The sequence below is a fragment of the Exiguobacterium sp. CH10 genome, assembly GCF_018617635.1.
Classification (GTDB): Bacteria; Bacillota; Bacilli; order Exiguobacteriales; family Exiguobacteriaceae; genus Exiguobacterium; species Exiguobacterium aestuarii_A.
The window spans coordinates 77,024-104,002 of the sequence record NZ_JACSKO010000004.1 but is presented as its reverse complement, the minus strand read 5'-3'; the positions used below and the strand labels follow the sequence as shown (position 1 = coordinate 104,002).

The window sequence follows — 26,979 nt, the reverse complement described above, 5'->3', positions numbered from 1 at the left end:
AAATAAAAAGCTCCTTCAAAAAGGAGCTTAAACCATTTAATGGATTTTGTTTTGCTTCATCCACATTAGTATGTCTGACCATACTTGTTCTCGGTCCGCTTCACGCAAAATTTCATGTCGGGCATCGTCATATGTCGCAACAGACAGTTCGACGTCCGCATTGCGGTATTTTTCGATGATCCCGTTCAATCCTTCCCCGTCATGGATCACAGGGTCGTCCATCCCGGCAACGAGCAACATCGGGAGGGATTTTGGATGTTCATGAATGCGTGCGACGGTTGTGACATCAAGTGAGGCACGGGTCACTTCATGTAAAAAACCGAGTGAAGGAAGACCGCCACAATTCGAGTCATCTAAATACGAGTCGACTTCCTCAGGTACGCTTGATAGCCAGTCACTATCCGTTCGAGCAGGTAAAAACTTAAGGTTATAGCGCCCGAACAAAAGGCGTTCAAAGAAACGTGATTGATGGGTGGAACCTTTACGTTTCATGACGGTAGCGATTAAACGATGCCCGACTTCACCTGCGACCCCAGGATGTGGGGGCGGGGCAACGACAATCACTCCAGCCAAGGCATGCCCCATGATTTGACCGAGTCGACGAACAAGCAGAGAACCGAAACTGTGACCTAACACATAAGTAGGGCGCTCATCCTCGTAACGGTTGATCAGATATTGAGCATCCTCGACAAGTTGCTGAAAGCCATCGCCAGGAGCGAGGTGTCCGTAAGTCTGTTGTTCGTGAGCGCTTGAGCCGGCCCCTCGTAAGTCACATATGAACACATCGTATCCATTTTCTGTTAGAAAACGAGCGAACTCAATATATCTTTCATGGTGCTCAAGCATTCCGTGAAAGATGAATATTTTTCCAATGGACTGCTCTGCTCGAATTTCCATTACTTCTGTCTGATATCCATCTGGATACGTCAACTCCGAAAGAACCATGTGTCATCCTCCTATTAGAAAAGTCCGATTGCTTTTCCAGATTCATCAATGCCCATATTGAGGGCAGCCGGATGTTTCGGTAAGCCCGGCATCGTTAAAACGTTTCCTGTGAGAGCAACGAGGAAACCTGCTCCTACTGATGGTTTTAATTCGCGTACCGTAATGGTGAATCCTTGTTGATAACCAAATTTAGAAGGGTCGTCCGATAGAGAGAACGGTGTCTTCGCCATACAAATCGGCAGGTCTGCCCAACCTTTCTGTTCAATCTCAAGCATTTGTTTTTTAGCTTTTGCAGTGAACGTGACATCGGCCGCACCATATACTTCTCGGGCAATCGTTTTAATCTTTTGTTCAATCGAATCGGTCAATTCGTAAAGTGGTGATAGTTTGCTTTCGTTTGACTCAACCGCATCAATAACAGCTTCAGCGAGTTGTTGCCCACCGAGTCCGCCGTTCGCCCATACTTCGCTCAGTGAAGCACGAATCTCATGTGCCGTGCACCAGTCAAGTACCGCTGCAATCTCTTCTTCGGTATCTGAATTGAAACGATTTAAAGCAACGACGGTCGGAAGACCGAGTTTTTTCATCGTGTCGATATGTTTCGCAAGCAGTTTCATTCCTTTACCGACTGCACCGACATTCTCGATATGGAGCTGGTCTTTCGCCACGCCGCCATGCATCTTCAAAGCACGAACGGTCGCCACGAGTACAACTGCATCTGGATTTAACTCCCCAACGCGAGACTTAATATGACAGAACTTTTCAGCTCCGAGGTCGGCTCCAAACCCTGCTTCTGTCACAACATATTCTCCTAGTTTTAATGCTGTTTTTGTCGCGATGAGCGAGTTGCAGCCGTGGGCGATATTTGCGAACGGTCCTCCATGGACGAGGGCAGGGGTTTGTTCGATCGTCTGAACTAAGTTTGGTTTGAACGCTTCTTTCAACAGCAATGTTGCAGCCCCAGCAGCCCCGATTTGTTCAGCGGTGATCGGTTCTTGTTGATGATCATAAGCAACGACGATTCGCTTAATCCGATCTTCGAGGTCCTTTAAAGAATCAGCGAGACAAAGAATGGCCATAATTTCAGAGGCAACTGTAATATCGAATCCTTCTTCACGTGGTACACCATGAGCAGAACCACCGAGTCCGACAGTGACGTGACGAAGGGCGCGGTCATTCAAATCAAGGACGCGTTTCCAAACAATCTGACGAACATCGATGCCGAGGTCGTTTCCTTGGTGAAGGTGATTGTCAATCATGGCGCTGATCGTATTATGAGCTGACGTGATGGCATGCATGTCCCCTGTAAAATGGAGGTTGATGTCTTCCATCGGAAGGACTTGACTAAAGCCGCCGCCAGCAGCTCCGCCTTTTAAGCCCATCGTCGGTCCGAGTGAAGGTTCGCGGAGACAGACGATTGCCTGTTTATTCAATTGGTTCAAGGCCTGACCGAGCCCGACCGTAACCGTTGACTTTCCTTCTCCGGCTGGCGTTGGATTGATTGCCGTAACGAGTACAAGTTTTCCGTCTTTTTTCGTCTTCACACGCTCGAGGACATCGTAAGAAAGTTTAGCTTTGTATTTTCCGTAAAGGTCAAGATCGTCTTCTTGTAGTCCAATTTTTGCTGCAATCTCTTTGATGGGCAATGTTTTAGCTTGTTGCGCGATGGTTAGATCGGATAATGGTTTTGTTGTTGTCATGAGAAAATACCTCCGTTTTCGAACGATGTGTTTTTATATATCAAATAATATTCGGGTTTAACGTTTTTAAGTACGAAACGAATAGATTGACGTCCAATCCGTTCGTAATATCATTGATTTTATCATAACTCATCAGATCGTGAAATTCATTCATTCCGTTCAATATTTTCCACCCTTTCTGTCAAATGTATCCGTTTTCATAAAAGATTCTTCACGATACATTGATAGTGGAGGCGATACACATGACTGAAACTTCGAAACGGATGAAACGAAGACGAAATTGGAAGAAACCAGCGAGTTTTGTAGCATTTGTCGGACCTGCTTTTCTAGCGTTCGTCGCCATCGTTCTCATTCCGTTCTTCAATGGGATCTACTATAGTTTTACGGATTGGAACGGTGTGACCGGAGAATTGAATTTTGTCGGATTTGATAATTATCAGCGATTATTCTTTGAAGATGAGCAGTTCCGCGCTTCATTTTGGATTACGACAAAATACACAATCATCTCTGTCTTACTGACGAACATCGTTGGATTCTCATTAGCATTGCTGTTGACGATGAATATTAAAACACGAAATTTCTTGCGTACGATTTTCTTCATGCCGAACTTGATTGGTGGGTTGATTCTCGGATTCATTTGGCAGTTCATTTATGTAAAAGGCTTTGCCTCAATCGGAGCGTTGACGGGTTGGAGTTTATTTGAACTACCATGGCTCGGGGATGCGCAAACAGCATTCTGGGGAATCGTCATTGTCGCCATCTGGCAAGGAGGCGGTTATGTCATGGTCATCTACATCGCAGCGTTACAAAATGTACCGACGGATTTGATGGAGGCGGCTCGGATTGACGGAGCCAACCGCTTCAAAATGCTTCGTCACATCACGTTGCCGATGATTATGCCGTCCATCACCATCTGTTTATTCTTGACGATTTCTTGGTCGTTCAAAGTGTTTGATACGAACTTATCACTCACAAACGGCGGACCGTTCAAATCAACGGAGATGTTAGCCTTAAATATTTATACGGAATCTTTTGTGAATAATAACTATGGTCTTGGGTCAGCGAAAGCGGTCATCTTCTTCTTGGTCGTGGCTGCGATTACGGTGACACAAGTGTACGTGACGAAGAAACGGGAGGTGGAAGCATGACGACTGAGAAATTGGAACATGTCGAGAGAAACGTAGAGAAGACACCAAAGCGTGTTCCGCAGCGTCCACTTCGCTCGGGGGCATATTCTTGGAACCTTGGAATCATTGAGCTTGTCGCCATCTTGCTTGGACTTCTCTATTTGGTCCCGTTCTATTACGTTGTCGCCAATTCGTTCAAATCGATGGCTGAAATCTTTACGAATACATCGGCGTTACCGAGTGAGTGGTTGACGTCAAACTATACGGAAGCATGGGAAGCGATGAATTATGGCCGTGTGTTTTTAAACTCACTTCTCATTACAGTCGGAGCGAATGCAATCATTGTCATCTTCACATCGATGGCAGCGTGGAAACTTGTTCGGACAAAGCATTGGATTTCCACGATGATTTTCTTCTTATTCGTGGCGGCGATGGTCATCCCGTTCCAATCCATCATGATCCCGCTTGTGAAAGTCTCAAGCATTCTCGGGTTACTTAACAGTCATTGGGGACTGATGGTCATGTATCTCGGATTTGGTTCTGGAATCTCTGTGTTCCTATACCACGGATTCATGAAATCGATTCCGGAAGAGATTGAAGAAGCCGCAATCATCGATGGTTGTTCAACATGGGGCGTCTTTTGGCGCATTGTCTTCCCATTACTCAAGCCGATTACGGTGACGATCGTCATCTTGAATAGCCTATGGATTTGGAACGACTTCTTATTGCCTTCACTTGTTCTCCGTGATGTGGAGTTGCGGACCATCCCGCTCGCGACGTTCTATTTCTTTGGACAGTACACGAAGCAATGGGATCTTGCGTTAGCTGGTTTAGTGTTAGGAATCGTTCCACTTTTAGTCTTTTTCTTCGGTATGCAAAAACATATCATCAAAGGGATTACAAGTGGCTCGATTAAATAACCCTCCCAAGGGAATCCTCCGTTCGCTACACGGAGGATTAATTTTTTTTTGAAAAAAGTCGTTGACATTAGTCTGAATATTTATAATAATGAACTCAATTCAATTGTGAACGACGTCGAAAGGACGAGTACACGAAGGTAGTGAGTCAAGCGATCCGGGGATGGTGTGAGCCCGGTCTTAACCCTTCGTCGAAAAACTTCCTGGAGTCGCTACCCGAACGCTTTGCCAGTAGACGTAGCCGGACCGCTCCCCGTTATCGGAGTTACGAGATGATTGTCTCGAAAAAGTGAGTAGATTCGTCTACTAATTTGGGTGGCACCGCGGAACCGAAGTCTTCCGTCCCATGTTCAATGGGAATGGAGGGCTTTTTTTCATGGCTTCATTTTCAAATATTCCACAATTGGAGGAAACGGAAAATGACAACAGCAACAAGCACGATGAAGGAAAGACAGCAGACAATCGCAGCAGTAAAGGCACTCTTCGAGGAGAAGGTCTCACGTGAACTCGGACTCACGCAAGTGCAGGCACCACTATTCGTGGAGTCGGCAAGTGGTGTCAACGACCATTTAAACGGCGTGGAGCGCATCATTCAGTTCGATACGATGTACCCAGGACATGAACTTGAAATCGTTCAATCGCTTGCGAAATGGAAACGTGAGGCACTCGGACGTTATGGATTCGGTATCGGAGAAGGATTATACACGCAAATGCGTGCCATTCGCCGTGACGAAGAACTCGATGCGACACATTCGCTCTTCGTCGACCAGTGGGACTGGGAGCGAGTCATCGCTCGGGAAGAGCGGACGATGGAATATTTAAAAGCAACGGTCGAGTCGATCTATGCGGCACTTCGTGAAACAGAATTGGAAGTGGAAACAACGTATGGCATTGAAGCGATCCTTCCGGAAGCCATTCATTTCATCACGAGTCAAGAGTTGGAGGACGCATATCCGACGATGACACCGAAAGAACGTGAGAGTGCCATATGTAAAGAGCATGGCGCCGTCTTTATCTCGCAAATTGGAGATCTTCTCGCCTCTGGCATGAAGCACGATGGACGTGCGGCAGACTATGACGATTGGTCACTCAACGGTGATATCCTCGTCTGGCATCCAGAACTCGAGTCGGCATTTGAATTATCGTCGATGGGAATCCGCGTAGATGAAACGGCTCTTGACGCACAGCTGAAGAAAGCGGGTGCGGACGAGAAACGGGCATATCCATTCCATCAAGGTGTTCTCGAAGGTACACTTCCGTTGACGATTGGCGGAGGAATCGGTCAATCACGTGTAGCGATGTATCTCTTGCGTGCGCGCCATATCGGAGAAGTACAAACGTCGGTTTGGCCACAAGAAGTGATTCAGTCGTGCGAAGCAGCTGGCATCAGCTTGTTGTAATATAATAAGAAGAAACACGGAACAGGACTCCAAAATATGAGTCCTGTTTTTTCTGTGCAACATTTTCCACCCTATTCGTCAAATTTGACACCTACATCATGGAAGCGTTTTCATTTAAAGTTGATTTTGTAAAGATTGGATCAGGTTAAGGGAGGAAACGAAATGAAACGGAAGTGGAAATTGTCGACTGCGGTCATGACGGCTGGAATGGTACTATCATTAGCCGCTTGTGGAGGAGGATCTCTTACAGACGAAGGTTCTTCTGAAGGAAGTGCGGATAGTGGTGACAAGAAGGACGTCACGTTAAATGTCTTCCAGTTCAAAGCGGAGATCGCCAAAGATCTTGAAGCGATGGCGAAAGAGTATGAAGAAGAGACTGGCGTCAAAGTGACCGTTCAAACGGTCGGTGGCGGTGCGGACTATGGCGCGGCCCTCAAGTCTCAATTCGCTTCGGGCAATGAACCGGACATCTTTAATAACGGTGGCTTCACAGAAGCACAAACGTGGAAAGACAAACTTGAAGACTTGTCGAGCGAGAAATGGGTCGGTGATTTGACGGAAGTCGCCAAAGAGCCGATGACGATGGATGGTAAACTTTACGGAATGCCGATGAACCTTGAAGGATACGGTTTTATTTATAACAAGGCACTGTTTGAAAAGGCCGGCATCGATGAGTTACCAAAAACGCTTTCTGAATTGACTGCAGCGGCAGAAAAATTAGAGAAGGCGGGGATCACACCGTTCTCTGTCGGTTATGCAGAGTTTTGGATTTTAGGCATTCATCTCTTAAATATTCCGATGGCGCAGCAAGATGATCCGGATGCATTCATTCAAGCACTGAACGAAAATAAAGCGAAGTTTGAAGACAACGAACAGTTCCAAGAGTTTTTGAAGCTATTTGATTTGACAATCAAATACGGGAATAAGAATCCATTGACGACAGACTATAATACACAAGTCACTCAGTTCGCCCAAGGAGAGACAGCGATGCTCCAACAAGGAAACTGGGCACAACAGATGATTCTCGATGTGAATCCGGATATGGAGATGGGCTTCGTTCCAATCCCAATCAACGATGATGAAGAGAAAATGGACCGCCTACCGGTTGGTGTCCCGAACAACTGGGTTGTCAACAAGAACTCGAAGTATAAAGAAGAAGCAAAAGATTTCTTAGAATGGATGGCGACATCTGATACTGGAAAAGACTATATGGTCAACAAGTTCAAGTTCATTCCGGCATTCAAGTCGATTGAAGCGAACGACCTCGGACCGCTCGCAGATGACATCCTTGCATATTCAAATGAAGGGAAGACCATCTCTTGGAACTGGTTCAAGTATCCAGATGGTGCGGTAAATGAATACGGTGCCCTCATGCAGGCATATGTCGGTGGACAAAAAACAGGTGAAGAGATGCTTCAAGACTTCACGAAAGTATGGCAAGACAAAGTGAAATAAGCGACGCACAGACGGTGAAACGACCCCTTCACCGTCTGTGTTTTTTTTATGAAGAAACTGTCACAAGAATCCCATATAAACCACACACATACCCACGGGGGTTTCAGTAGAATAAGTGATGTAAGCGGTTGAGAGAAGGAGGGGGCATGAAACGATTACTAGTAGGGATTCTATTTATGTGTTGGGTGCCGCATGTGAATGCGGAAGAAACGCTGACTCCATTGACCGAACCAATCGTCATCGAATCAAACGAAGTATTTGATGGGGCCGGAAAAACATATACGAGTTGTGGACATCCGGCGTTCATTCTTCGAGGAACGGGTGCTCTTCTTGAACGTGTATCGGTTCAACAGTGCGAGAGTGATCGTGTACCCGCCGTTCAAGTATCGGGTCTCGGACACCAACTAATCGATGTGTCCATCGAATCCTCGGACACTGGACTATTGATTGAGAATGGTTACGGCGTACGTGTCATTCGAACATCAATTCAAGGAAACGGACAGGCAGATGGGATTGTACTTCTCAATAGCGAAGCGTCAGAGCTTAGAGGAGTCGTCGCGAAAGAGGTGCGAGACGGGATATACATAGAAAACGGATCTCAGCACACGATTGTGCGACCAGTCGTCTCGCATTCACGCTATGGCATTCACTTGATGTTTCCGACTGACGTTATGATTTCTGTACCTGAACTACATCATAACCTGACGGGTGCGATGATTATGGGGACGAATCAAGTCGCTTTCCAAAATGGAAATGTGCATGATCAAGTCGGTGGAACGGCGACGGGACTGATGTTATATGAAGCCATCGATACAACAATTGAGAAGACGAGTATTTATGGGAATCATATCGGTTTATATGCGGAGCAGTCGACTGGGACGACACTCGAACAGAATGCAATTAATGGAAATGATATTGGCTTTCAATTGAAGCGAGCAAGAGGAATGATGATTCTTCAAAACAATCTATTGGGAAATCGAGAACCCGTGACGATGGTCGAGTCATCTGAAAACATCGTGCAAGGAAATGTCTGGGGTGGCATGACTCTTGACCTGAATGGCGACGGCTATAGTGAGGTTCCATTCCGGACAGACCCATACTTATTCTTATTGACAGATTCATATGAAGCATTCGAATTATTATACGGGTCACCCGGTCTTCTTTTACTAAATAGTATACTAAGGAGCCCGGAAGACGTATCGTTGACAGATGTTTCACCACAAACTTATTCAGCGATGTGGAAATGGAACGGTTCGGTCTGGAATGTAGGAAGTATTTTATTGCTCATTATCATTTGGAGATTTGGGAGGAAACGACATGAAATCGTATAAACAAGTAGCAGGACTATTATCAGTAGCAGGATTATCGTTGGCACTTGGTGCATGTTCAAGTGCATCGGCAGAACCGTTTGAAATCAAATGGGGCGAAACGGAATGCGAAGTGTGTAAGATGAAAATCATGGATGAGCAGTTCGCAGCGGAAGCGATCATGGAGAATGAAAAAGGATATGCGTTCGATGATATTGGATGCTTGATGCGTGATTGGTATCCAGAACAAAAAGAAGAAGATATTGCTGCCATGTATGTGAAAGACTTCAATACGAAAGATTGGGTCGAATTAGACGAAGCGATGTTTGTTTACGACAAAGAGTCGAAAACACCGATGGCATACAACATTCTATCGTTCGCAAAAGAGGCAGACGCGGAAGCATATATGGAAGAGAACGGCGGCGAGATGATGAACTTCGATCAATTGAAAGATCATACGTGGGAACGTGGCGAGATGAACATGATGATGAATGGCGAAGGCTCGATGGACGGAATGGATCAAGATAGTGAGATGGACATGGAGATGGATACGGAAGAAGAAGGACAGTAACCGATGTCTTTATGGAGGATGGAATGGGCACGCAGCCTTCGAAAGCGAGAGAACTATGCTTTTCTCCTGACGTGGATTCTCACGCTCGTTCTACTCGGAGGACTTGGACAAGCACTACCGATTGCTGCCGACTATACGAACATAGGCGCAACGCTGATCACCGTGCTCGGTCTATTGCTTCCGCTTTTCATCTTACTGACTACAGCGATTCATTGGGGACAGGAACAAGAATCGAAACGACTAAGTTTGCTTTCGACATTTACCTATCCAAAGTGGAAATTCATTTTCATCCGCTTCAGTTCGTTTTTGATCACACAAGTAATCGTTCTATTATTGGCATTCTTCATCGCATCACTCGTCGTCGGTCAATCGTTTACAACATGGGTCATCCTATTTGCCTACGCGACCGGATTAACAATGTATGCGACGGCACTCGGTACGTTAATCGGACTATTCGGTCGTACGAGAATCCGGGCGATGTTACTCGCCTTTTTAACGTGGGTCGTCCTCGTACTATTGTGGCCGACGATTCTCGTGACGATGATTTCCTTGCTTCCATACGGTATTCAGGTGAATGGAATGATCCTTGCGCTGTTTGTGAATGGATTTGATTTGATGCGCATTTGGGCCAGTACAACAGTGTCATCTCCGGACGCGTTTGGAGAGGTGTATCTCAACTGGTTAAATTGGATAAATCGCCCGATTGGATCCATCGTCGTCTGGGCTACCTTGATGACGATGAGTAGTGTCTTGTTGTGGCTTGCTTCGAAAGTGGCTTGGAGGAAAACATCATGATTCACTGTATAGACGTAGGAAAAAAATATGGCGATACGTGGTCGCTCCATCCGATTCGTGAAGAGATTACCTCAGGGCGAATTATTGCTTTATGCGGGAGCAACGGGGCGGGGAAGTCGACGCTTTTAAATCTGATGAACGGAACAATCGAACCAAGTACCGGCGTCATTCAGTTGAATGACTATACGACAACGCAACGAACGAAATACAATGAGAGCTTTGGCTATATGCCGGACGATTTCTCCTTTGATGGCACATGGACGGTTGAAGAGACGTTCGCCTACTACGCCATCTTGCAAGGCGCCCGTCCGACTCCTGAAGTTCTCAAACGGGTCGGGTTATATGAACATAAGCGCAAGAAAATCGCCGAATTATCGAAAGGGATGCGCCAACGTCTCCTCTTGGCACAAGCGCTCGTCAATGAGGCGGCTATCCTGTTGTTAGATGAACCGACGAACGGTCTAGATCCGATCTGGATGCGAATGCTTCAAGATTTACTACGTGAAGAGGCGGAGCGAGGGACGACCATCGTATTTTCAACTCATCAACTAGATGTTGCCGCTATGTTGTCAGATGAAGTCTGGATGATGAGAGCGGGTTCTATTTGTGGGAAGGTGCATGTCCATGAAGAACAAGCCGCGTATGAACGTCTAAGAGAATTCTTTTTCGGATCAGAAGATGACACTTGTAAAATGGACGTGGCTCGCACAAAATAATAGACAGTTGAAGTGGTGCTCGGAACCTTCCGACGCCACTATTTTTTTGGGGAGATGGAACGGATGAGAAAAAATGTGACGGTTGCTCTCTTATTGGCAACCTTTTTAGCGGCGATCGAAGGGACGGTCGTATCAGTTGCGACGCCTGTCATTGCCAGTGAGTTGAACGGGGCGACGCTCGTCAGCTGGGTATTTGCTGCCTTCTTACTATTTACAGCAGTATCAACACCGATTTATGGAAAAGTAGCAGATTTATTCGGGCGAAAGCGTGTCCTCTTATTTGGAATCGGATTGTTCACGCTATCCTCACTCTTATGTGGGTTAGCCACGTCGATGGAACAGCTGATCGTTTTTCGGGCGCTACAAGGTCTAGGGGCCGGTGCCGTCCTTCCGATTTCGATGACGATTATCGGAGACCTATATAAATACGAGGAGCGCGGAAAGATTCAAGGGATTTTAAGTGCCGTATGGGGTGTGTCGGGTGTGCTAGGTCCGGTCATCGGAGGCTTTTTAGTCGAAACGTTATCTTGGCGCTACGTCTTTTTATTGAACGTACCATTTGCGTTACTCTCGTTTATCATGATCATCATCTTCTATAAAGAGAAAGTCGCTGAGACGACTGAACGAATCGACTTGAAAGGAGCGCTCTTGTTCGCAGGTGGGACGACAGCATTCTTATACGCCCTGATCACATTCAGTGAAACGAATGAATGGACGACGACCATTGTTGCCAGTGGGGTATTCAGTATCATCTTATTGGTTGGTTTCTTCGTATCTGAACGAAAAGCAAAATCTCCGTTATTGCCGTTTGAATTACTCAAGCAACCGACGATTGCTGCCATCAACGGCTCGGTCTTTTTTGCGGCGTGGGTGCTCGTCTCCATGTCCGCTTACATTCCAATTTGGGCACAAGCTGTGTTGGGAAAATCGGCGACAGAGGCTGGATTCATGTTGATGCCACTTTCGGTCGCGTGGACGTTCACGTCGATTATCGGGGGGCGTTCACTCGGAGTGGCTTCTCCGAGACGACGCGCCTTGATCGGGATGGGATTGCTCATCATCGGGACGTTGACGTTAACACTGTTATCCCAGTCGAGTTCAGACGTATGGGTGTATGGGGCAGTGGCGCTAATCGGTGTCGGATTTGGATTGTCTCAACCGATGTTTATCGTCGTCCTGCAAACTGTCGTCTCCTATCAACAGCGTGGAACGGCGACGGCGACCAACTCATTTTTAAGCACGGTTGGTCAAACGCTCGGTGTAGCGGTGTTCGGAGCAGTCTTTAACTTTGTTGTTCTTAACGACTTTAAAGAGAGCAGCGCGTTATCTCAAGTTTCGTTAGAAGACTTCTTCAATCAGAGCGTCACGGAGACGTTGAACGCTTCGGTTCGACTTCAAGGAGAACAAATCATTGCGACCGGATTGAACAGCATCTTTATCGGAGCGATGGTCGCCGCAATCATCGCGTTCGTCATCGCGTCCCGCTTGCCGGCTCGCCCACCGGAACCTTCACAACGCTCTTGAAACAAGGGTATGATGAAGAAAAAGGGAGGCGAACCGACATGAAACGTCAAATTGGGATTGTGACACTGTTGTTTCTGATGGGATGTACGCCGGAATCGACGAACGAAAGTACGGAGCCACCAACCTCAGAAGAAACGACTCGCAGTGAGTCAGAGACTGATCGTGAGACGAGTACGACGGAAGAGTCGAATCTTGAGATTGGAGAAGTGACCGCTATTGCCGAGAACTTGTCCATTCCGTGGTCACTCGCTCGGACAGAGGAGGGATGGCTCGTATCCGAACGTGGTGGCACCATCACCGTGATTGACGGTTCGGGTCGCGCAACTCGACAAGACGTGAACTTCAAGGAAAGTGTATTTGAGATTGGTGAAGGAGGGCTCCTTGGTCTTGCGTTAAGCGAAGATTTTGAATCGAGCGGAATCCTTTACGCGTATCATACGTATGGATCGTCAGGAAGAAACGTTCAAAATCGTGTGGTCGAGTTGACGTGGGATGGAGAACGCTTTGAGGAGACGGATGTCTTACTTGACGAGATTCCAGGTGCACGATTTCATAACGGAGGTCGCCTATTGCTGGACGGTGAGCATCTTTGGATAACGACGGGAGATGCGCTCGTGCCTGAACTCGCACAAGACGAATCATCATTAGCCGGAAAGATTCTACGAATCCCATTATCGGGTGAAGGTGAACCGACCGACTGGATCTACTCGCTCGGTCACCGCAATCCTCAAGGATTGAGTCAGATTGACGATGTTCTTTATGCGAGCGAACACGGGGCGAGCGGACATGACGAGGTCAACGTGATTGAAGAAGGAAACAATTATGGATGGCCCATCATTGAGGCGAATCAGGAACAAGAGGGCCTTGTCACACCGTGGTTTGAAGTAGGTGAGACGTCTTGGGCACCTTCTGGTATCGCGACAGATGAACAGTACGTCTATATGGCGACGCTTCGGAACGAGCGGCTTGTTGCCATCGACCGGGAAACGAAACAAGTAACGACGATTGTCGAAGATGTAGGTCGGATTCGTGATGTGTGGTTAGAAGATGACACCTTGTATTTTATTTCGAACAATACGGACGGACGAGGCAACCCACAGCCTCAAGACGATCAACTTTATCAAGTAACGATTCGCTAGAAACTGACGACTTTGTCAGTTTCTATTTTTTTCGTTGTTTCTTCTGGAAGGAACGGTATAATTAAACATGTATTTTGGAAAAAGAAGGAGAAAATAGATGAATCATTCAAACTTGGTACATAAACGAGAAAAATTATACTTCTCACTATTAGTTGCAGCAAGCGTACTCATGTTAATCCTCGGAATCGTGCTGACAGTAGCCTCATTCGGTCTATTTTTATGGATCATCGGTACAATCGTATCGCTCTCGCTCTTTACTCACTGGATTCAAATCGGGTACATTCGGACGAACGGTGTCAAAGTGACGGGTCGTCAGTTTACAGAACTTCATGAGATGGTCCAACGTGTCGGAGCAGATATGGGCATCCGCTTGTTGCCAGATGTGTATATTTTACAGGCGGGCGGTGTATTAAACGCTTTTGCCACACGTTTCTTCCAGAAGAACATGGTCATTCTGTATTCGGATGTCGTGGAATTGACACGGACGGGACAGACGAAAGAAGTGGAGTTCGTCATCGCACACGAGCTGGCACACATTCGTCGTAACCATGTCCAAAAGCAGTGGGTCGTCTTGCTCGGTAGTATCATTCCTTTCTTAGGTTCTGCCTATTCACGTGCTTGCGAATATACGTGTGACCGGATGGCTGCTCACTACATTCAAGACTTCGGGGCGGCGAAGCGTGCGTTAACGGTTCTTGCAATCGGGGGGCCGCTCGCGAAAGAAGTGAATGAGTTCGACTATTTGTACGAAGCAAGTCGAGAGAACGGTTTTATCGCGAAGTATAGTGAGTTGTTGTCGACGCATCCAACGTTACCGAAGCGAATCGCATCGATTGCAACAGCTGCAGGTGAAGAAAACATTCCGGTATTCAAGACGGCTGGATATGTGAAAGCTTCCATCATTTCGATGGTATTGTTGACAGTTATCGGGAACGGAGTCATCATCGCATTTCTTGTTATGAGCGATGATTTGACGGAAATCGTATCTGCGGCAATGAGCGAGGACCTTGCAGATGATTGGGCGTTAGAATGGGAAGAGCCAATCCAAGAATTGACATACAATAATGCGAGCTATGAAGAGATTGAAGCAGAATTAATGAACGGGGCTAACGTGAATATTCAAGACGAGTATGGCGAAACGCCACTTCACAACTTGTTCTACAATGATGAGGTTGATGAAGAAACAGTTCAACTCTTGCTAGACAACGGAGCTGACGTCACGCTCCAAAACGATAGCGGGATGACACCGATTGATACGGCACGTGATTGGGGACATAGTTCTGAACTCATTGAATTAATGGAAGCATATGAATAAAAGAAATTTCCTCGTTTCAAAAGAGACGAGGAATTTTTTGTGGTTTTTTGCAAACGTTTGCATTGCGCGTGATATACTGTTTGGGTAGGAGGGATATCGGTGAATAGCATACGGACAAAGTTAACGGGGATGATTGCGTTGACCATTATTGTACCGGTCATTTTAGCGACGATTGTTTCATTTTGGTACGTGCAAGACCGGGAGCGTGAACGTGGTCTTGAGATGACCGAATGGTCGCTCGAGCGGGGGACACGTCAGATGGAACGCTATATCTCTGATTTGAGTCGATTGCCAACGAGTTTATACGCTGATCGTGACGTGTTAGACATTTTGGAATATGGACCGGGACTTTCGTTAAGAGAAACGGAGATTGAAGTGCGGCGCGCGCTCCTCGCGATGTATCTGTCCCGAGAAGACGTGGCGCAAATTCAGCTGTTAATGCTCGAAGATATGGATTCGTTTGCGGCTTATAAAATGAAAGTGTCACCACGATCGAAAAAAGAGCCGAGCGTCGTCCAACAACAGCTCTTGGATAATCCGAAAAGTCGTGTCTTATTAGAAGCATCCCATCCACTTGTTGCTTATCATGATTTTGGACCGATCATGACACAAGAAGACGTCGTGACGCTTCATTTCAGGCTCGACAAGATTGAAACGGATGAACCACTTGCTATTCTTTCGCTCGATATCCCTGAAAATCTATTCATCGGACAGCTGGCTTCTTTACAGAATAGTCCGGATGAGAGTTTATGGTTCGTCGGTGAAGACAACCGTGTGTTTGCCCATCTCGGTGAGGGAGAAATTCCGTCTTCATTTCAGCCAAGATCCATCTCGACCGATGGGAAACATCATCAAATCACGAAAACATTCGAATTCGATCATCAGCAGTTTTATGTCGGTAAATCGATTCCAGATGAACTCTTGACCGAACCGGCTTCCCGAACGTCATTCATCATCTTGCTTGTCGGGATGGTCTCGCTCATTTTGGCACTGATCGGAGCGACCTATGCTTCGATGAAATTGACGACACCAATCAAGACGTTGACCTCAAACATTTGGCGAATCGAGCAAGGGGACATGACCGTCTCATTTGATTCCCTCGGAAATGATGAGTTCGGCGTACTCGGAAGACAGTTCAAGCGAATGATTGAACGGATCGATGATTTGATTCAACGAGAGTATAAGCTCGCTTTAGAGAATCGGACGAACGAGCTTCGTACACTTCAGGCGCAAACCAATCCACATTTCTTATTTAACACATTACAGTCGATCGGAACATTGGCATTGAAGGGAGATGGCAAGACGGTCTATCGATTGATCACGCAACTGTCTTCGATGATGCGGTATACGATGCATCCAGAAGAGTCGATGGTGACACTGAAACGAGAGATCGAGCATTTGAACTCATACATTCGTCTTCAAGACGTACGATTTCCAAATCAGTTTCAAGTGACCGTCTCAGTTCCTGAAGACCTCCATGAACTGATTGTTCCAAAAATGATTTTGCAGCCGTTGGCAGAGAACTTTTTCAAGCATGGGTTCGAGCGGGACGGCTCTGCTTTAGCGAATCGGTTTGATGTGACGGCCTGGATGGACGGCACGTCACTTGTGATTCGTTGTGAGAACAGTGGTCGTTCGCTGACGACCGAGGAATGGGAACGAGTCATGTCACGGATTGAACAAAGTGATTCGACATTTTATGACACGGAAGGCACAGGATTACGAAACATTCGCGATCGACTCATGTTAAACTATAATCGGGAGGCAGAATTTATGTTGGCTACACCTGAAACAGGCGGTTTTCGAATTATGATGCGTTTCCCGGCTTCTTCTGAGGGGGTGGCGTCATGACGAAAGTGTTGATTGTAGATGATGAATCTCCGGTAAGGGAAGCGGTGAAATTACTCGGTGAATGGGAACGGTTCGGTGTGACGACGGTTCTTGAAGCAACGGATGGGCGTGAAGCACAGGCGCTCATCGAACAAGAACGTCCAGCGCTCATCTTATCCGATATTCAAATGCCCCATTGTGATGGGATCGAGCTGATGGAGTGGGTACACGACCATGCTTCATTTTCTAAGCTTGTTGTGCTGACAGGATACGATGAATATTCGTATATGCGACGGGCCATCCAGTATGGGAGCTTTGATTATTTGTTAAAACCGATCGACCCGGATGTATTGAATGATACGTTGGCACGCGCGTTAGGGGACGTGGTGGATCGATCGAGTGAAGACCCGATTTCTCAGATTGGAACGTTCATTGAACAGCATTTTTCGGAAGAACTGAGTTTGCAAGGGATGAGCGAACGATTTTACTTAAGTCGAGAGTACATCTCGCGGCGTTTTAAACAACAATATGGCGTGAACTTGTCTGAATACGTATTGACGATTCGGATGAACGAAGCAAAGCGCCTGTTAGAGACGAGTAGACAGCGTATCTATGAAGTCGCCCAAGCAGTCGGCTTTTCGGACGATAAGTATTTCCGGAAGGTCTTTAAAAAACAAGTCGGTGTTACTCCGAACGAATTTCGGGAAAAGGTTCAACGACAAGCTTAAAGGAGGAATTCAAACATGAGTGTACACATTGGAGCTCAAGAAGGACAAATTGCAGAAACGGTATTACTTCCAGGGGATCCGCTTCGCGCCAAGTATATCGCGGAGACGTTTTTAGAAGACGTTGAATTATATAATGAAGTTCGTGGGATGTACGGCTTCACAGGTACGTACAAAGGAAAACGCATCTCGGTCCAAGGAACGGGCATGGGTGTGCCTTCTATGTCGATTTACGTGAATGAACTCATCATGTCGTACGGTGCAAAAAACTTGATCCGTGTCGGAACTGCCGGCGGAATTCAAGAAGACGTCAAAGTGCGTGATGTCGTCATCGCCATGAGCGCATCAAGTGAGATGGGGCAAAACCGTGTCCGCTTCAACGGAATGGACTATGCACCAACAGCGACGTTCGACCTCCTACATCGTGCATATATGAATGCTGAGAAAGCTGGCATCCCGGTGAAAGTGGGACAAATCTTCACAGCAGACCAATTCTATCAAGATGACTTCCACCACTTCAAGAAGTGGGCAGACTTCGGTTGCCTCGCAATCGAGATGGAAGCAGCGGGTCTTTACACGCTTGCGGCGAAACATAAAGTAAACGCGTTGACAATCCTCACAATCTCTGACCACTTGTTGACAGGTGAAGAAACGACTTCAGAAGAGCGTCAGACGACGTTTGATGAAATGATTCGTGTCGCTCTTGATACAGCGGTTGAAGTGACAAACTAAACAGTTTTCCCTACAGTTTTTGGCTGTAGGGATTTTTTGTGTCCAAACCCATTCATCCCTATGAAACGATTGGAGCTCCAGCTAGACTAAGGATAAGATACCGAGAAAGAGGAAGTGTCTAATGAAAACTCCATCACGTTTTATATTATATGCAATTGTATTTTTTGCTTTTTTTGATTTGTTCGCCCAACTTCCAATCATGAGCACGTTTGCGTTATCCGTTGGGGCATCTTCATTTATCGCTGGTTTTTCTATCGCGATTTATTCGTTGACGAACACGTTTGGAAATGTGCTGTCCGGTATATGGACTGATAAGAATGGTCCATATCGCGTGTTGGTTCTCGGTTTGTTCCTGACGAGCTTAAGTTTACTCGCTTACCAATTCGTCGACTCGCCATCCATATTACTGCTTGTCCGATGTGTCCACGGCTTTATGGCTGGACTGATTGTCCCGGCTGCGTTTACATTGTCTGCGAACATCACCGCAATGAATCGTCAAGGGAAGAAAGTCGCCATCACCGGTAGTTTCGTCGGATTAGCGGCCATCATCGGTCCTGCGTTCAGTGGAATTGTCGCTAGTATCACATCACCACCGACCGTCTTTTTATTTGTTTCTTTATTCGGCTGGGTGATTCTGTTCGTGACAATCGTAACGATGCGACGGAGTCAAACGGCGGATTCGAAGAAAGATACCCATACAGCACCGATAAAACCAGACCCGAAAGTGATTCGAGCCTACTGGGGGGCATTCTTCCTCATGTTTTCCCAGGGGGCACTTGCGTTTTTATTACCGGTCCATGTGCAGGAGCTTGGCTATGATTCACGATTGAGCGGGACGTTGCTCAGTATCTTCGGCGTGGTCGCCGTCTTATTCTTTTTATTACCGACGAACCGATTGTTCGATCGATTTTCACCGACCAAATTGACGGCACTTGGGGTGGCGATTATTGGGACGTGCCAGATGTTAATTGGACAGGCGGGTATACAAACTAGCCTTTATGGGGTACTTGCCTTATATGGTGTCGGGTTTGCGATTCTTTTCCCGGCCATCAACACACTGTTGATTCAATCTACTTCTCCTCAAAATCGAGGGAAAGCATACGGGGCGTTCTATGCCTTCTTCTCTCTTGGGACGGTAGCGGGATCTTCTTTTTTAAGCGCTCTGCCACTTTCAGTCGTAGAGCAGTTTACGCTGACTGGTTTGATTTTATGGGGGGCGAGCCTTCTCTTTCTTGTCAGTGTGGTAAAGAGAAGACGGATACTTTGACACGATAGAAGTAATGTATTACTCTATGATTAAATGTTTAAACATTTAAACGTTTAGTTAACTTACACCGATGAAAGTGTTATTTTAGATTCGTTTTTCACTCGATGATAAAATGAAATCAATGTGATGAATCATAAGGAGGAAAGTTCATGCTGGCACCGATTGAACAATTGACGATTGACGAGCTTGTCCAGAAACAACGTCGTTTCTTTAAAACACAGGCGACGAAATCAATGGCATTCCGTTTAAGTATGCTGACGTTTTTAAAGGAATCGATCAAGCATTATGAAGCGGACTTGCTAGAAGCGCTTAAAGAGGACTTGAACAAATCGGAGATGGATGCGTATACGACAGAAATCGGATTCATTTATGACGAGATTTCTCGGACGACACGCGAATTGAAACGATGGATGCGTCCGAAGCGTGTGCGTGGAACTGCCATCCATCTTGGAATGAAGAGTGAAATTCAATATGAGCCATACGGTACGGTATTGATCATCGCTCCGTGGAATTATCCGTTCCAACTAGCGGTCGCGCCACTCATTGGTGCCATTGCCGCAGGAAACACAGCGGTCGTCAAACCTTCAGAACTGACACCGAATGTCGCGCGTGTCCTGACACAAGTGCTAGAACGTGCTTTCACCGATCGATATATAGCCAGTGTCGAGGGGGATAAAGACACAGCCCAAGAGCTCTTGAATCAAAAATGGGACTACATTTTCTTTACGGGTTCGACGCAAGTCGGTCGCATCGTGAATAAGGCGGCAGCAGAACATTTAACACCCGTCACACTCGAACTCGGAGGGAAGTCACCTGTAATCGTTCACGGAGATGCGAATGTCTCCATTGCGGCAAAACGTGTCGCGTGGGGGAAATGGATGAACGCCGGACAAACGTGTGTCGCGCCAGACTATGTGCTCGTGCATGAATCGCAGCAAGAAGCCTTTTTAGAGGCAATCAAACAAGAGGCGTTTGCGATGTTCGGGAACGGTGTCGGTACGAAACGATACACTCGTATCGTCAACGAATCGCATTTCGACCGTTTGTCTCACTATTTGACAGAAGGTGAACTTGCTTTTGGTGGGGAAACGAACCGGGATGAGCTAAAAATCGCGCCAACCGTCATGACGAATCTCGAAGAAGATGCCGATGTGATGAAAGATGAGATTTTTGGCCCGATTTTACCGGTCATTCCGTATCGTCAGCTAGATGAAGTGATTGAGTTCATCTCTGACCGACCGCATCCACTTGCGCTCTATCTCTTTACGGAATCGAAAGATGTGGAAAGAACGATCATGAAACACCTCTCCTTTGGAGGAGGGTGTGTGAACGATGTCATCATGCATTTGACGAACCCGAATTTACCGTTTGGTGGAGTGGGCGAGAGCGGTATGGGGGCCTATCACGGACGTACGAGCTTTGAGACGTTTAGTCACGCGAAGTCTATTTTGAAAAACACGACAAAATTTGATTTACCAGTTCGGTATCCGAACTTCAAACCGGCTGAACAATTGATTCGATTGATTCAACGATAAAGCTATAGAGACTCGGTACAAATGCCGGGTCTCTCTTTTTTTGAAAAAGATTGTTTGAAATGTCACATACTTTTTTGATACTCCCTGTCACACTCCTGTATAATAAAGTCATAATTGGAACGTACGAATGAAACGTGGAGGGAGCACCGACCTATGTCAATGCAATGTGGAACGACCCAACCGAACAGTTTTGTATTCTCAGATGAAACGAAACAATTGCTACTGGAAATGATGACGATTCAACATCATCCGAAAGCGAGTATCGTATGTTGGGAAGGTGAGAAGTGTGATAAGTTCTTTTACTTGAAGAGTGGTTCTGTCAAATTCACAAAAATCACGAAAAAGGGAAATCCACTCGTCATGTTCATGTATGGGGCGGATGACTTCTTTGGCGAGTTTGACATCGTGGAAACGTTCCCTAGCTCATACAGTATCGAGACGACTGAAGAGAGTACGATTGGAACCATTTCAAAACGTGAATTGGAATCGCTCATGCAACGAGACATCCGCTTTGCCGGAGAAATTTTACGATGGACATCGATGATGCGAAAGCATTCAGAAATGAAAGTACGGGACTTATTATTGTATGGAAAACCAGGCGCTTTGGCTTCGACACTACTCCGTATGGCAGCCATGCATGGGGTGGAGGAAGAGGGGACAATCGTCATTCCTCGTCATCCGTCAGATGGAGAACTCGGGCAGTTGATTGGAGCACCACGCGAGACGGTGAATCGATTAATCAGTCAATGGCGAAAAGAAGGAGTCATCAGCACGACGACCAAATCGATCGTCATCCATGATGTTGATTTTTTAAAAGAGCTTTGTCACTGCGAAGGTTGTCCTGCAGGAATATGTCGTTTATGAACCGCCTCATGTGAAGGCGGTTTTTTTGTGACCTATTTTTATGGAAATGTGAATTTTGTGTGTTGAAACTACGCAAATTTGATGTGATTGTCACTTTTGGAGTGATAAATATCACATATTATCCCCTAGACGATTGCATACAATGAAAGTGGAAAAACAACCGAAAGGGGTCTTACACGTGGAACATAAAGATGGGCAAGAACCGAACCTAAAAGGAACGTTTACATCGGTCATGATCGTTGCAGGTGTCATCATCGCCATGTGGTCATCAGTCTTTTACTTATTCGTCACTCGATAAACATGTAGGGAGGAGGGTCTCATCGTGCATATTCATAAACTAGAAAAATATTGGCTTACATTTGGTATTATCCTACTCGCGGTCTTCTTGACTGTTCTCGGGGTATCGGCATTTGCGGCAGGGAATCAGCCAGCATCGGATGCGGATTTGATTGACCCGGCCAAAGTAAATCAGACGGCTCCATTCGACAAACCAGGACTTCATCAAATTGGTGAGAATGAATACGAACTCGTCATGATTGCACAAGCTTTTACGTTCACACCAGGGAATGTTGAAATTCCAAAAGGCGCAAAAGTAACATTCCTTGTGACGTCACCTGACGTCGTACACGGATTCCAGTTGACAGGTACACCGGTCAACATGATGGTCGTCCCTGGACATATCAACTCATTGACGTACACGTTCGAGGAAGCTGGCGAGTTTTTGATCCTTTGTAACGAATATTGTGGGACAGGGCATCACATGATGTCGACTAAAATCAAGGTGGTGGAGTAAATGAACGACGTATCATCTAAACTGAAACAATGGGAGATGGAACGAGGGGTTCCTGTTCCGAGTATTGGAGCGAAAGAGGCGCGTCTTGCGTACGGTCACGTTCTCGTATCAATTCTCGCCGTCTTGATTGGTGCGTTGGCCGGTTTGACACAGACGTTGATTCGGACCGGAGTCATCCCTGAAATCTTTGGATATTATCAATTGCTAACGGCTCATGGTATCATGCTCGGGATCGTCTTCACGACGATGTTCATCATCGGTCTCTTATATGCGTTGCTTGCGAAGTCGTTCGGTCGTTTTGAATCATTCCCGACACGTGTCGCTTGGCTCGGTTTTTGGACGATGATTATCGGTGCCGTCATGGTAACGGTCATGATCTTGGCTAACAAAGGGACAGTATTGTATACGTTCTATGCACCGCTCATGGCAGATCCGCTCTTCTATGTCGGACTCGTCCTATTCGTAGTCGGGACGTGGTTGTCGTCATTCGCGATGTTCCGTATGTATGCGGACTACAAACGCGACAACCCAGGCGTTCATCCGCCACTCCCGGCTTACATGAGTATTATGACGATGCTTCTATGGGACATTGCGACACTCGGAGTCGCGGCAACGATTTTATTCCAACTCCTTCCGCTTTCACTTGGATGGACAGATACAGTCGGAATCGAATTATCACGTACCTTGTTCTGGTACTTCGGTCACCCACTCGTTTATTTCTGGCTCATGCCGGCATACATTGTATGGTATACGGTCGTGCCGAAAGTCATCGGTGGGAAGATCTTCTCGGATGCGTTGGCACGTATGGCGTTCTTGTTGTTCTTACTCTTCTCATTCCCGGTCGGCTTCCACCACCAGTTGACAGAACCAGGAATTGAACCGTTTTGGAAGTTCGTTCAAGTCATCTTGACGTTCTTGGTCGTCATCCCATCGTTCATGACAGCATTCTCACTCTTTGCGACGTTCGAACTTCGTGGACGTGCGCTAGGCGCGAAAGGATTGTTCGGTTGGGTGAAGAAAATGCCGTATGGTGATGTTCGTTTCCTCGCACCATTCATCGGGATGCTATTCTTCATTCCTGCCGGTGCGGGTGGAATCATCAACGCATCTCACCAATTGAATGCGATGGTTCACAATACGCTTTGGGTCACGGGTCACTTCCATATCACCGTCGGGACGGCTGTAGCCTTGACATTCTTCGGAACGGCATACTGGCTCGTACCGGTACTTCGTGGTCGCACGTTGACGAAAGCGATGAACAAACTTGGATTGATTCAAGCAGGAACGTGGGCGGTCGGTATGGCCATCATGTCGTATGCGATGCACATTTCAGGATTGAATGGTAACCCACGTCGTACGGGTCCGGCAACTTACTTCTCGGATGCGTTGACGCGTGAATGGATCCCGTACCACGTCATGATGGCGATCGGGGGAACAATTTTGTTCATCTCCGTTCTGATCTTCGTCTACTCGATGTTCAACTTGTCATTCCTCGCTCCAAAAGGAGAAGAGGAATTCCCGCTCGCTGAGACGGAAGAGGCGGCGATGGATACACCACGCTATTTCGAAAACTGGAAATTGTGGATTACTGTAACGTTCGTCTTGATCGCATTTGCATACACGGTTCCAATTTGGCACTTGATTGAGAGTGCGCCTCCAGGAGCGCGTGGTTGGGTACTCTGGTAAACTAAAGTCAGCTCATACGTGAGCTGACTTTTTTGCGTAGGGAGGAACGATATGAACGTATTAGACGTCATCCATGCAGCGCGTTCGATGCATTCAGCCAATCGACCGTTTGTCGTAGCGATTGATGGATTGAGCGGAGCGGGCAAGACGACGCTCGTCTCGCATTTGAGCGAAGAGCCGACTATACTTGTTCTTCACATTGATGACTATATTGTGGAACGTGACAAACGCTATGAGACCGGACAGCCTGAACCGACCGAATATTACGCACTCCAATGGGACGTGTTGCGTCTTGAGAACGAACTGTTCCGCCCCTTAACAGAAGGGGTTACGGAGTTAGTATTACCGCGATATGATCATGAACGAGATGTCATCGTTGAAGAAGTGGTCGATGTGTCATCTGCTCATACCATTGTCGTCGAAGGAATTTTTCTACAACGACCGGAATGGAGATCTTATTACGATTATGTGATTTATCTCGATTGTCCCCGCGAGGTTCGGTACGAGCGGGCATTGAGTCGTGATACATACATTGGTGATCTGATAGCACGGCTTGAGAAATACAAGAGGCGTTATTGGCCAGGGGAAGATCTTTATCTCCAACTCGTCGACCCAAAAAGAGGAGCAGATATCGTGCTCTGACTGAACGTTTCAATACCTGACGCATGCGTCAGGTGTTTTTTTATTTGGCGAAAATTTGAAAAAATGATTGACGTCAAAGTGTATTACGCTAATAATACAGTTAGAAAGTGTATTAACCATGTCATACACTTAGAAAGGTGATGAACATGCAATTCAATACGAGGGCACCGGTTTACCTACAAGTCGTCGACTACTTCAAGAAAAAGATGGCGCTCGGTGAACTGAAAGCCGGGGATGAGATGCCATCCCGGCGTGAGCTTGCGAACGATTTAAAAATTAATCCGAACACGGTTCAAAAAGCGTTCAAGGAAATGGAGGACCAACAATTGATTACGACCGAACGAAATCGACCGAGTCGCGTGACGACAGACGGGACGGTATTGGCACAGATCCGCTCTGAAATCGTAGATGACGCGGTCGCCGTATTTGTAGAATCGATTCAAGAACTTGATGTCTCGGTAGACGAGCTGGTCGAGAAGATTAAACGACAGTACAAGGAGGGGATGTACGATGATCGAAGTGTTGGGAGTTAAAAAACGCTATCGCCGGAAACAAGTCATTGAAGACGTCTCGTTCACAGCGAATAAAGGAGAAATCACGTGTCTTATCGGACTGAACGGGACAGGTAAATCAACGTTATTGAAAGGTATCATGGGATTGACACCTTTCGATAAAGGTTCGGTATTGATCGATGGGAAACCGATTGATTTGAATCGTGTCGCTTTCGTCGCCGATCATGCGATGTTCCCGATTCATTTCACGATTGAACAGTGTGAGGCGTTTATGAAAGATTTCTATCCGACATTTGATCCGGCATTATTTGCCCGTCTCGTCGAAGACTTTAAATTGTTTCCGGAAGATAAATTGAGCGAGTTATCGAAAGGGACGCTCGCGAAAGCGAACCTCGCACTCGGGATTGCCCAAGATCCGGATTATTTATTGCTTGATGAACCGTTCTCAGGAATCGATGTCTTCTCAAAAGAACAGATTGTCGAACTGTTTTCGAGTGAAATCATGGAGAATCGTGGCGTGCTCATTACGACACACGAGATTGAAGATATCGAGTACTTGATTGACAAGGCCGTCATGTTGAATAACGGACGCATCGTCCGAGAGTTTGATGTCGAAGATGTCCGTTTCATTCATGGGAAATCCATCGTTGATGTGATGAGAGAGGAGTACGGGGCATGAATCTATTGAAACTATTGAGTTGGGAAGTCGAGCGTGTCACGAAACCGTTTTTGATATTAGTCACTGGTCTTATCGTCGTTCAGTTTGGGTATCTCGGTTACTTTTTATGGGATGAGACGAATCTATTTGAACGGTTACGACGTGAAGGGAACGCGGACTATCAATATACGTTCTTGGATTATCTCGGCAGTACACCGTATCTCTTGTCACTCGGAATTGCGGTCGCAGCGATGTTACTATGCAGTGCCTGGATTTGGTATCGCGATTTCCAAGGACGAGGGACGTTCATGTTGCGACTACTCACAATGCCACAAAAACGGATGACCTTGTTTTTCGCCAAACTCGCTACAATCTTAATGATGACGTTGGGACTGTTTGCCATCGAATGGATTGCTCTCAAGTTACAGTACATAGCGTTCACGAGTTGGTTCGATGAAAAGATGATTCCGATGAGAGGTTCATTCGAGCAAGCGATTTTCTATCATGGGATGTTAACGGCCATGTATCCTTCTTCACTTGTAAATTTTGTCATCCATCAATTGTTGATCATCATCGTTGTGCTGTTTATTTTTACATTTGTATTGATTGAACGCAGTTTCTGGCAACGTACGATGTGGTCGCCTGTACTTAGTTTATCGATTCTAGTTGTCATCTTAACCATTCCGATTTTAGGATACGCGTTCCTGTCGAATCGACTGATTTATGATGAGACGATTGTTTACGTCGGTGTGGTATTGGTCGTTTGGACAAGTGTGACGATTTGGCTAGGTCGAAGATTTTTACAGACGAAATTGAATGTGTGA

General features: G+C 46.4%; 26 protein-coding genes and 1 other annotated feature. Of the genes, 24 read left to right on the top strand and 2 right to left on the bottom strand.

Features of this window, described 5'->3' with window-relative positions:
* Window positions 1-36 precede the first annotated feature (36 nt).
* Both KNP04_RS12735 and KNP04_RS12730 read right to left on the bottom strand, forming a co-directional pair.
* Complete coding sequence (locus tag KNP04_RS12735) at window positions 37-945, bottom strand: alpha/beta fold hydrolase (RefSeq protein WP_214876527.1); 909 nt, start codon at window positions 943-945, stop codon at window positions 37-39.
* Between the two features lie 14 nt (window positions 946-959).
* A complete protein-coding gene (locus tag KNP04_RS12730) occupies window positions 960-2,645 on the bottom strand; it encodes a formate--tetrahydrofolate ligase (RefSeq protein ID WP_251129954.1) in 1,686 nt (561 codons plus the stop codon).
* 242 nt (window positions 2,646-2,887) lie between these two features.
* Between KNP04_RS12730 and KNP04_RS12725 the strand changes: the two genes are divergently transcribed.
* The 24 genes from KNP04_RS12725 (at window position 2,888) to KNP04_RS12610 (ending at window position 26,979) form a co-directional block, all read left to right on the top strand.
* Window positions 2,888-3,793 carry a carbohydrate ABC transporter permease gene (locus KNP04_RS12725; RefSeq protein WP_427373576.1) on the top strand — a complete coding sequence of 302 codons (906 nt, stop codon included), beginning with the start codon at window positions 2,888-2,890 and terminating at the stop codon, window positions 3,791-3,793.
* Window positions 3,790-4,692: a carbohydrate ABC transporter permease gene (locus KNP04_RS12720; protein ID WP_251129952.1), complete on the top strand. Its 903-nt coding sequence runs from the start codon at window positions 3,790-3,792 to the stop codon at window positions 4,690-4,692. Before KNP04_RS12725 ends, KNP04_RS12720 begins: the two co-directional genes overlap by 4 nt.
* A gap of 106 nt (window positions 4,693-4,798) precedes the next feature.
* Window positions 4,799-5,039, top strand: a binding site (T-box leader).
* Between the two features lie 69 nt (window positions 5,040-5,108).
* Complete coding sequence (gene asnA / locus KNP04_RS12715; RefSeq protein ID WP_214876525.1) at window positions 5,109-6,089, top strand: aspartate--ammonia ligase; 981 nt, start codon at window positions 5,109-5,111, stop codon at window positions 6,087-6,089.
* A 162-nt stretch (window positions 6,090-6,251) separates the two neighbouring features.
* Window positions 6,252-7,544 carry an ABC transporter substrate-binding protein gene (locus KNP04_RS12710; RefSeq protein WP_214876523.1) on the top strand — a complete coding sequence of 431 codons (1,293 nt, stop codon included), beginning with the start codon at window positions 6,252-6,254 and terminating at the stop codon, window positions 7,542-7,544.
* Between the two features lie 146 nt (window positions 7,545-7,690).
* Window positions 7,691-8,875 carry a NosD domain-containing protein gene (locus KNP04_RS12705; protein WP_214876521.1) on the top strand — a complete coding sequence of 395 codons (1,185 nt, stop codon included), beginning with the start codon at window positions 7,691-7,693 and terminating at the stop codon, window positions 8,873-8,875.
* The gene (locus KNP04_RS12700) at window positions 8,862-9,422 is read left to right on the top strand and encodes a nitrous oxide reductase accessory protein NosL (protein ID WP_214876519.1); all 561 of its coding nucleotides are present in this window, start codon (window positions 8,862-8,864) and stop codon (window positions 9,420-9,422) included. Before KNP04_RS12705 ends, KNP04_RS12700 begins: the two co-directional genes overlap by 14 nt.
* A gap of 3 nt (window positions 9,423-9,425) precedes the next feature.
* Window positions 9,426-10,217, top strand: coding sequence for an ABC transporter permease (locus KNP04_RS12695; protein ID WP_214876517.1), 792 nt, complete (start codon window positions 9,426-9,428; stop codon window positions 10,215-10,217).
* The gene (locus tag KNP04_RS12690) at window positions 10,214-10,933 is read left to right on the top strand and encodes an ABC transporter ATP-binding protein (RefSeq protein ID WP_214876515.1); all 720 of its coding nucleotides are present in this window, start codon (window positions 10,214-10,216) and stop codon (window positions 10,931-10,933) included. The genes KNP04_RS12695 and KNP04_RS12690 overlap by 4 nt, the downstream gene beginning before the upstream one ends.
* A gap of 63 nt (window positions 10,934-10,996) precedes the next feature.
* Window positions 10,997-12,457 carry an MDR family MFS transporter gene (locus tag KNP04_RS12685; RefSeq protein WP_214876513.1) on the top strand — a complete coding sequence of 487 codons (1,461 nt, stop codon included), beginning with the start codon at window positions 10,997-10,999 and terminating at the stop codon, window positions 12,455-12,457.
* Between the two features lie 38 nt (window positions 12,458-12,495).
* A complete protein-coding gene (locus tag KNP04_RS12680) occupies window positions 12,496-13,596 on the top strand; it encodes a PQQ-dependent sugar dehydrogenase (protein WP_214822146.1) in 1,101 nt (366 codons plus the stop codon).
* A 97-nt stretch (window positions 13,597-13,693) separates the two neighbouring features.
* On the top strand, window positions 13,694-14,911 hold the full coding sequence (locus KNP04_RS12675; RefSeq protein ID WP_214876511.1) for a M48 family metallopeptidase: 1,218 nt from the start codon (window positions 13,694-13,696) through the stop codon (window positions 14,909-14,911).
* A 99-nt stretch (window positions 14,912-15,010) separates the two neighbouring features.
* Window positions 15,011-16,762: a sensor histidine kinase gene (locus tag KNP04_RS12670; RefSeq protein ID WP_214785711.1), complete on the top strand. Its 1,752-nt coding sequence runs from the start codon at window positions 15,011-15,013 to the stop codon at window positions 16,760-16,762.
* The gene (locus tag KNP04_RS12665; RefSeq protein ID WP_214696432.1) at window positions 16,759-17,469 is read left to right on the top strand and encodes a response regulator; all 711 of its coding nucleotides are present in this window, start codon (window positions 16,759-16,761) and stop codon (window positions 17,467-17,469) included. The genes KNP04_RS12670 and KNP04_RS12665 overlap by 4 nt, the downstream gene beginning before the upstream one ends.
* Before the next feature lie 15 nt (window positions 17,470-17,484).
* Window positions 17,485-18,198, top strand: coding sequence for a purine-nucleoside phosphorylase (gene deoD / locus KNP04_RS12660; RefSeq protein ID WP_074033044.1), 714 nt, complete (start codon window positions 17,485-17,487; stop codon window positions 18,196-18,198).
* A gap of 121 nt (window positions 18,199-18,319) precedes the next feature.
* Window positions 18,320-19,465: an MFS transporter gene (locus KNP04_RS12655; RefSeq protein WP_214876510.1), complete on the top strand. Its 1,146-nt coding sequence runs from the start codon at window positions 18,320-18,322 to the stop codon at window positions 19,463-19,465.
* Window positions 19,466-19,614: 149 nt separating this feature from the next.
* Window positions 19,615-21,000, top strand: a complete 1,386-nt coding sequence (locus KNP04_RS12650) for an aldehyde dehydrogenase (protein WP_214785708.1) — start codon at window positions 19,615-19,617, stop codon at window positions 20,998-21,000.
* A 153-nt stretch (window positions 21,001-21,153) separates the two neighbouring features.
* Window positions 21,154-21,864: a Crp/Fnr family transcriptional regulator gene (locus KNP04_RS12645; protein WP_214876503.1), complete on the top strand. Its 711-nt coding sequence runs from the start codon at window positions 21,154-21,156 to the stop codon at window positions 21,862-21,864.
* Window positions 21,865-22,042: 178 nt separating this feature from the next.
* Window positions 22,043-22,162: a cytochrome c oxidase subunit 2A gene (locus KNP04_RS12640; protein WP_224863290.1), complete on the top strand. Its 120-nt coding sequence runs from the start codon at window positions 22,043-22,045 to the stop codon at window positions 22,160-22,162.
* Between the two features lie 24 nt (window positions 22,163-22,186).
* Window positions 22,187-22,657, top strand: coding sequence for a cytochrome c oxidase subunit II (locus KNP04_RS12635; RefSeq protein ID WP_074033048.1), 471 nt, complete (start codon window positions 22,187-22,189; stop codon window positions 22,655-22,657).
* Window positions 22,658-24,343: a b(o/a)3-type cytochrome-c oxidase subunit 1 gene (locus tag KNP04_RS12630; protein WP_214876501.1), complete on the top strand. Its 1,686-nt coding sequence runs from the start codon at window positions 22,658-22,660 to the stop codon at window positions 24,341-24,343.
* Window positions 24,344-24,394: 51 nt separating this feature from the next.
* Window positions 24,395-24,985 carry a kinase gene (locus tag KNP04_RS12625; protein WP_214876499.1) on the top strand — a complete coding sequence of 197 codons (591 nt, stop codon included), beginning with the start codon at window positions 24,395-24,397 and terminating at the stop codon, window positions 24,983-24,985.
* A 140-nt stretch (window positions 24,986-25,125) separates the two neighbouring features.
* Window positions 25,126-25,518, top strand: coding sequence for a GntR family transcriptional regulator (locus tag KNP04_RS12620; RefSeq protein WP_214822164.1), 393 nt, complete (start codon window positions 25,126-25,128; stop codon window positions 25,516-25,518).
* Entirely contained in the window at window positions 25,496-26,176 is a 681-nt protein-coding gene (locus KNP04_RS12615; RefSeq protein WP_211781660.1) for an ABC transporter ATP-binding protein, read from the top strand. Before KNP04_RS12620 ends, KNP04_RS12615 begins: the two co-directional genes overlap by 23 nt.
* Window positions 26,173-26,979, top strand: coding sequence for a hypothetical protein (locus KNP04_RS12610; protein WP_214876497.1), 807 nt, complete (start codon window positions 26,173-26,175; stop codon window positions 26,977-26,979). The genes KNP04_RS12615 and KNP04_RS12610 overlap by 4 nt, the downstream gene beginning before the upstream one ends.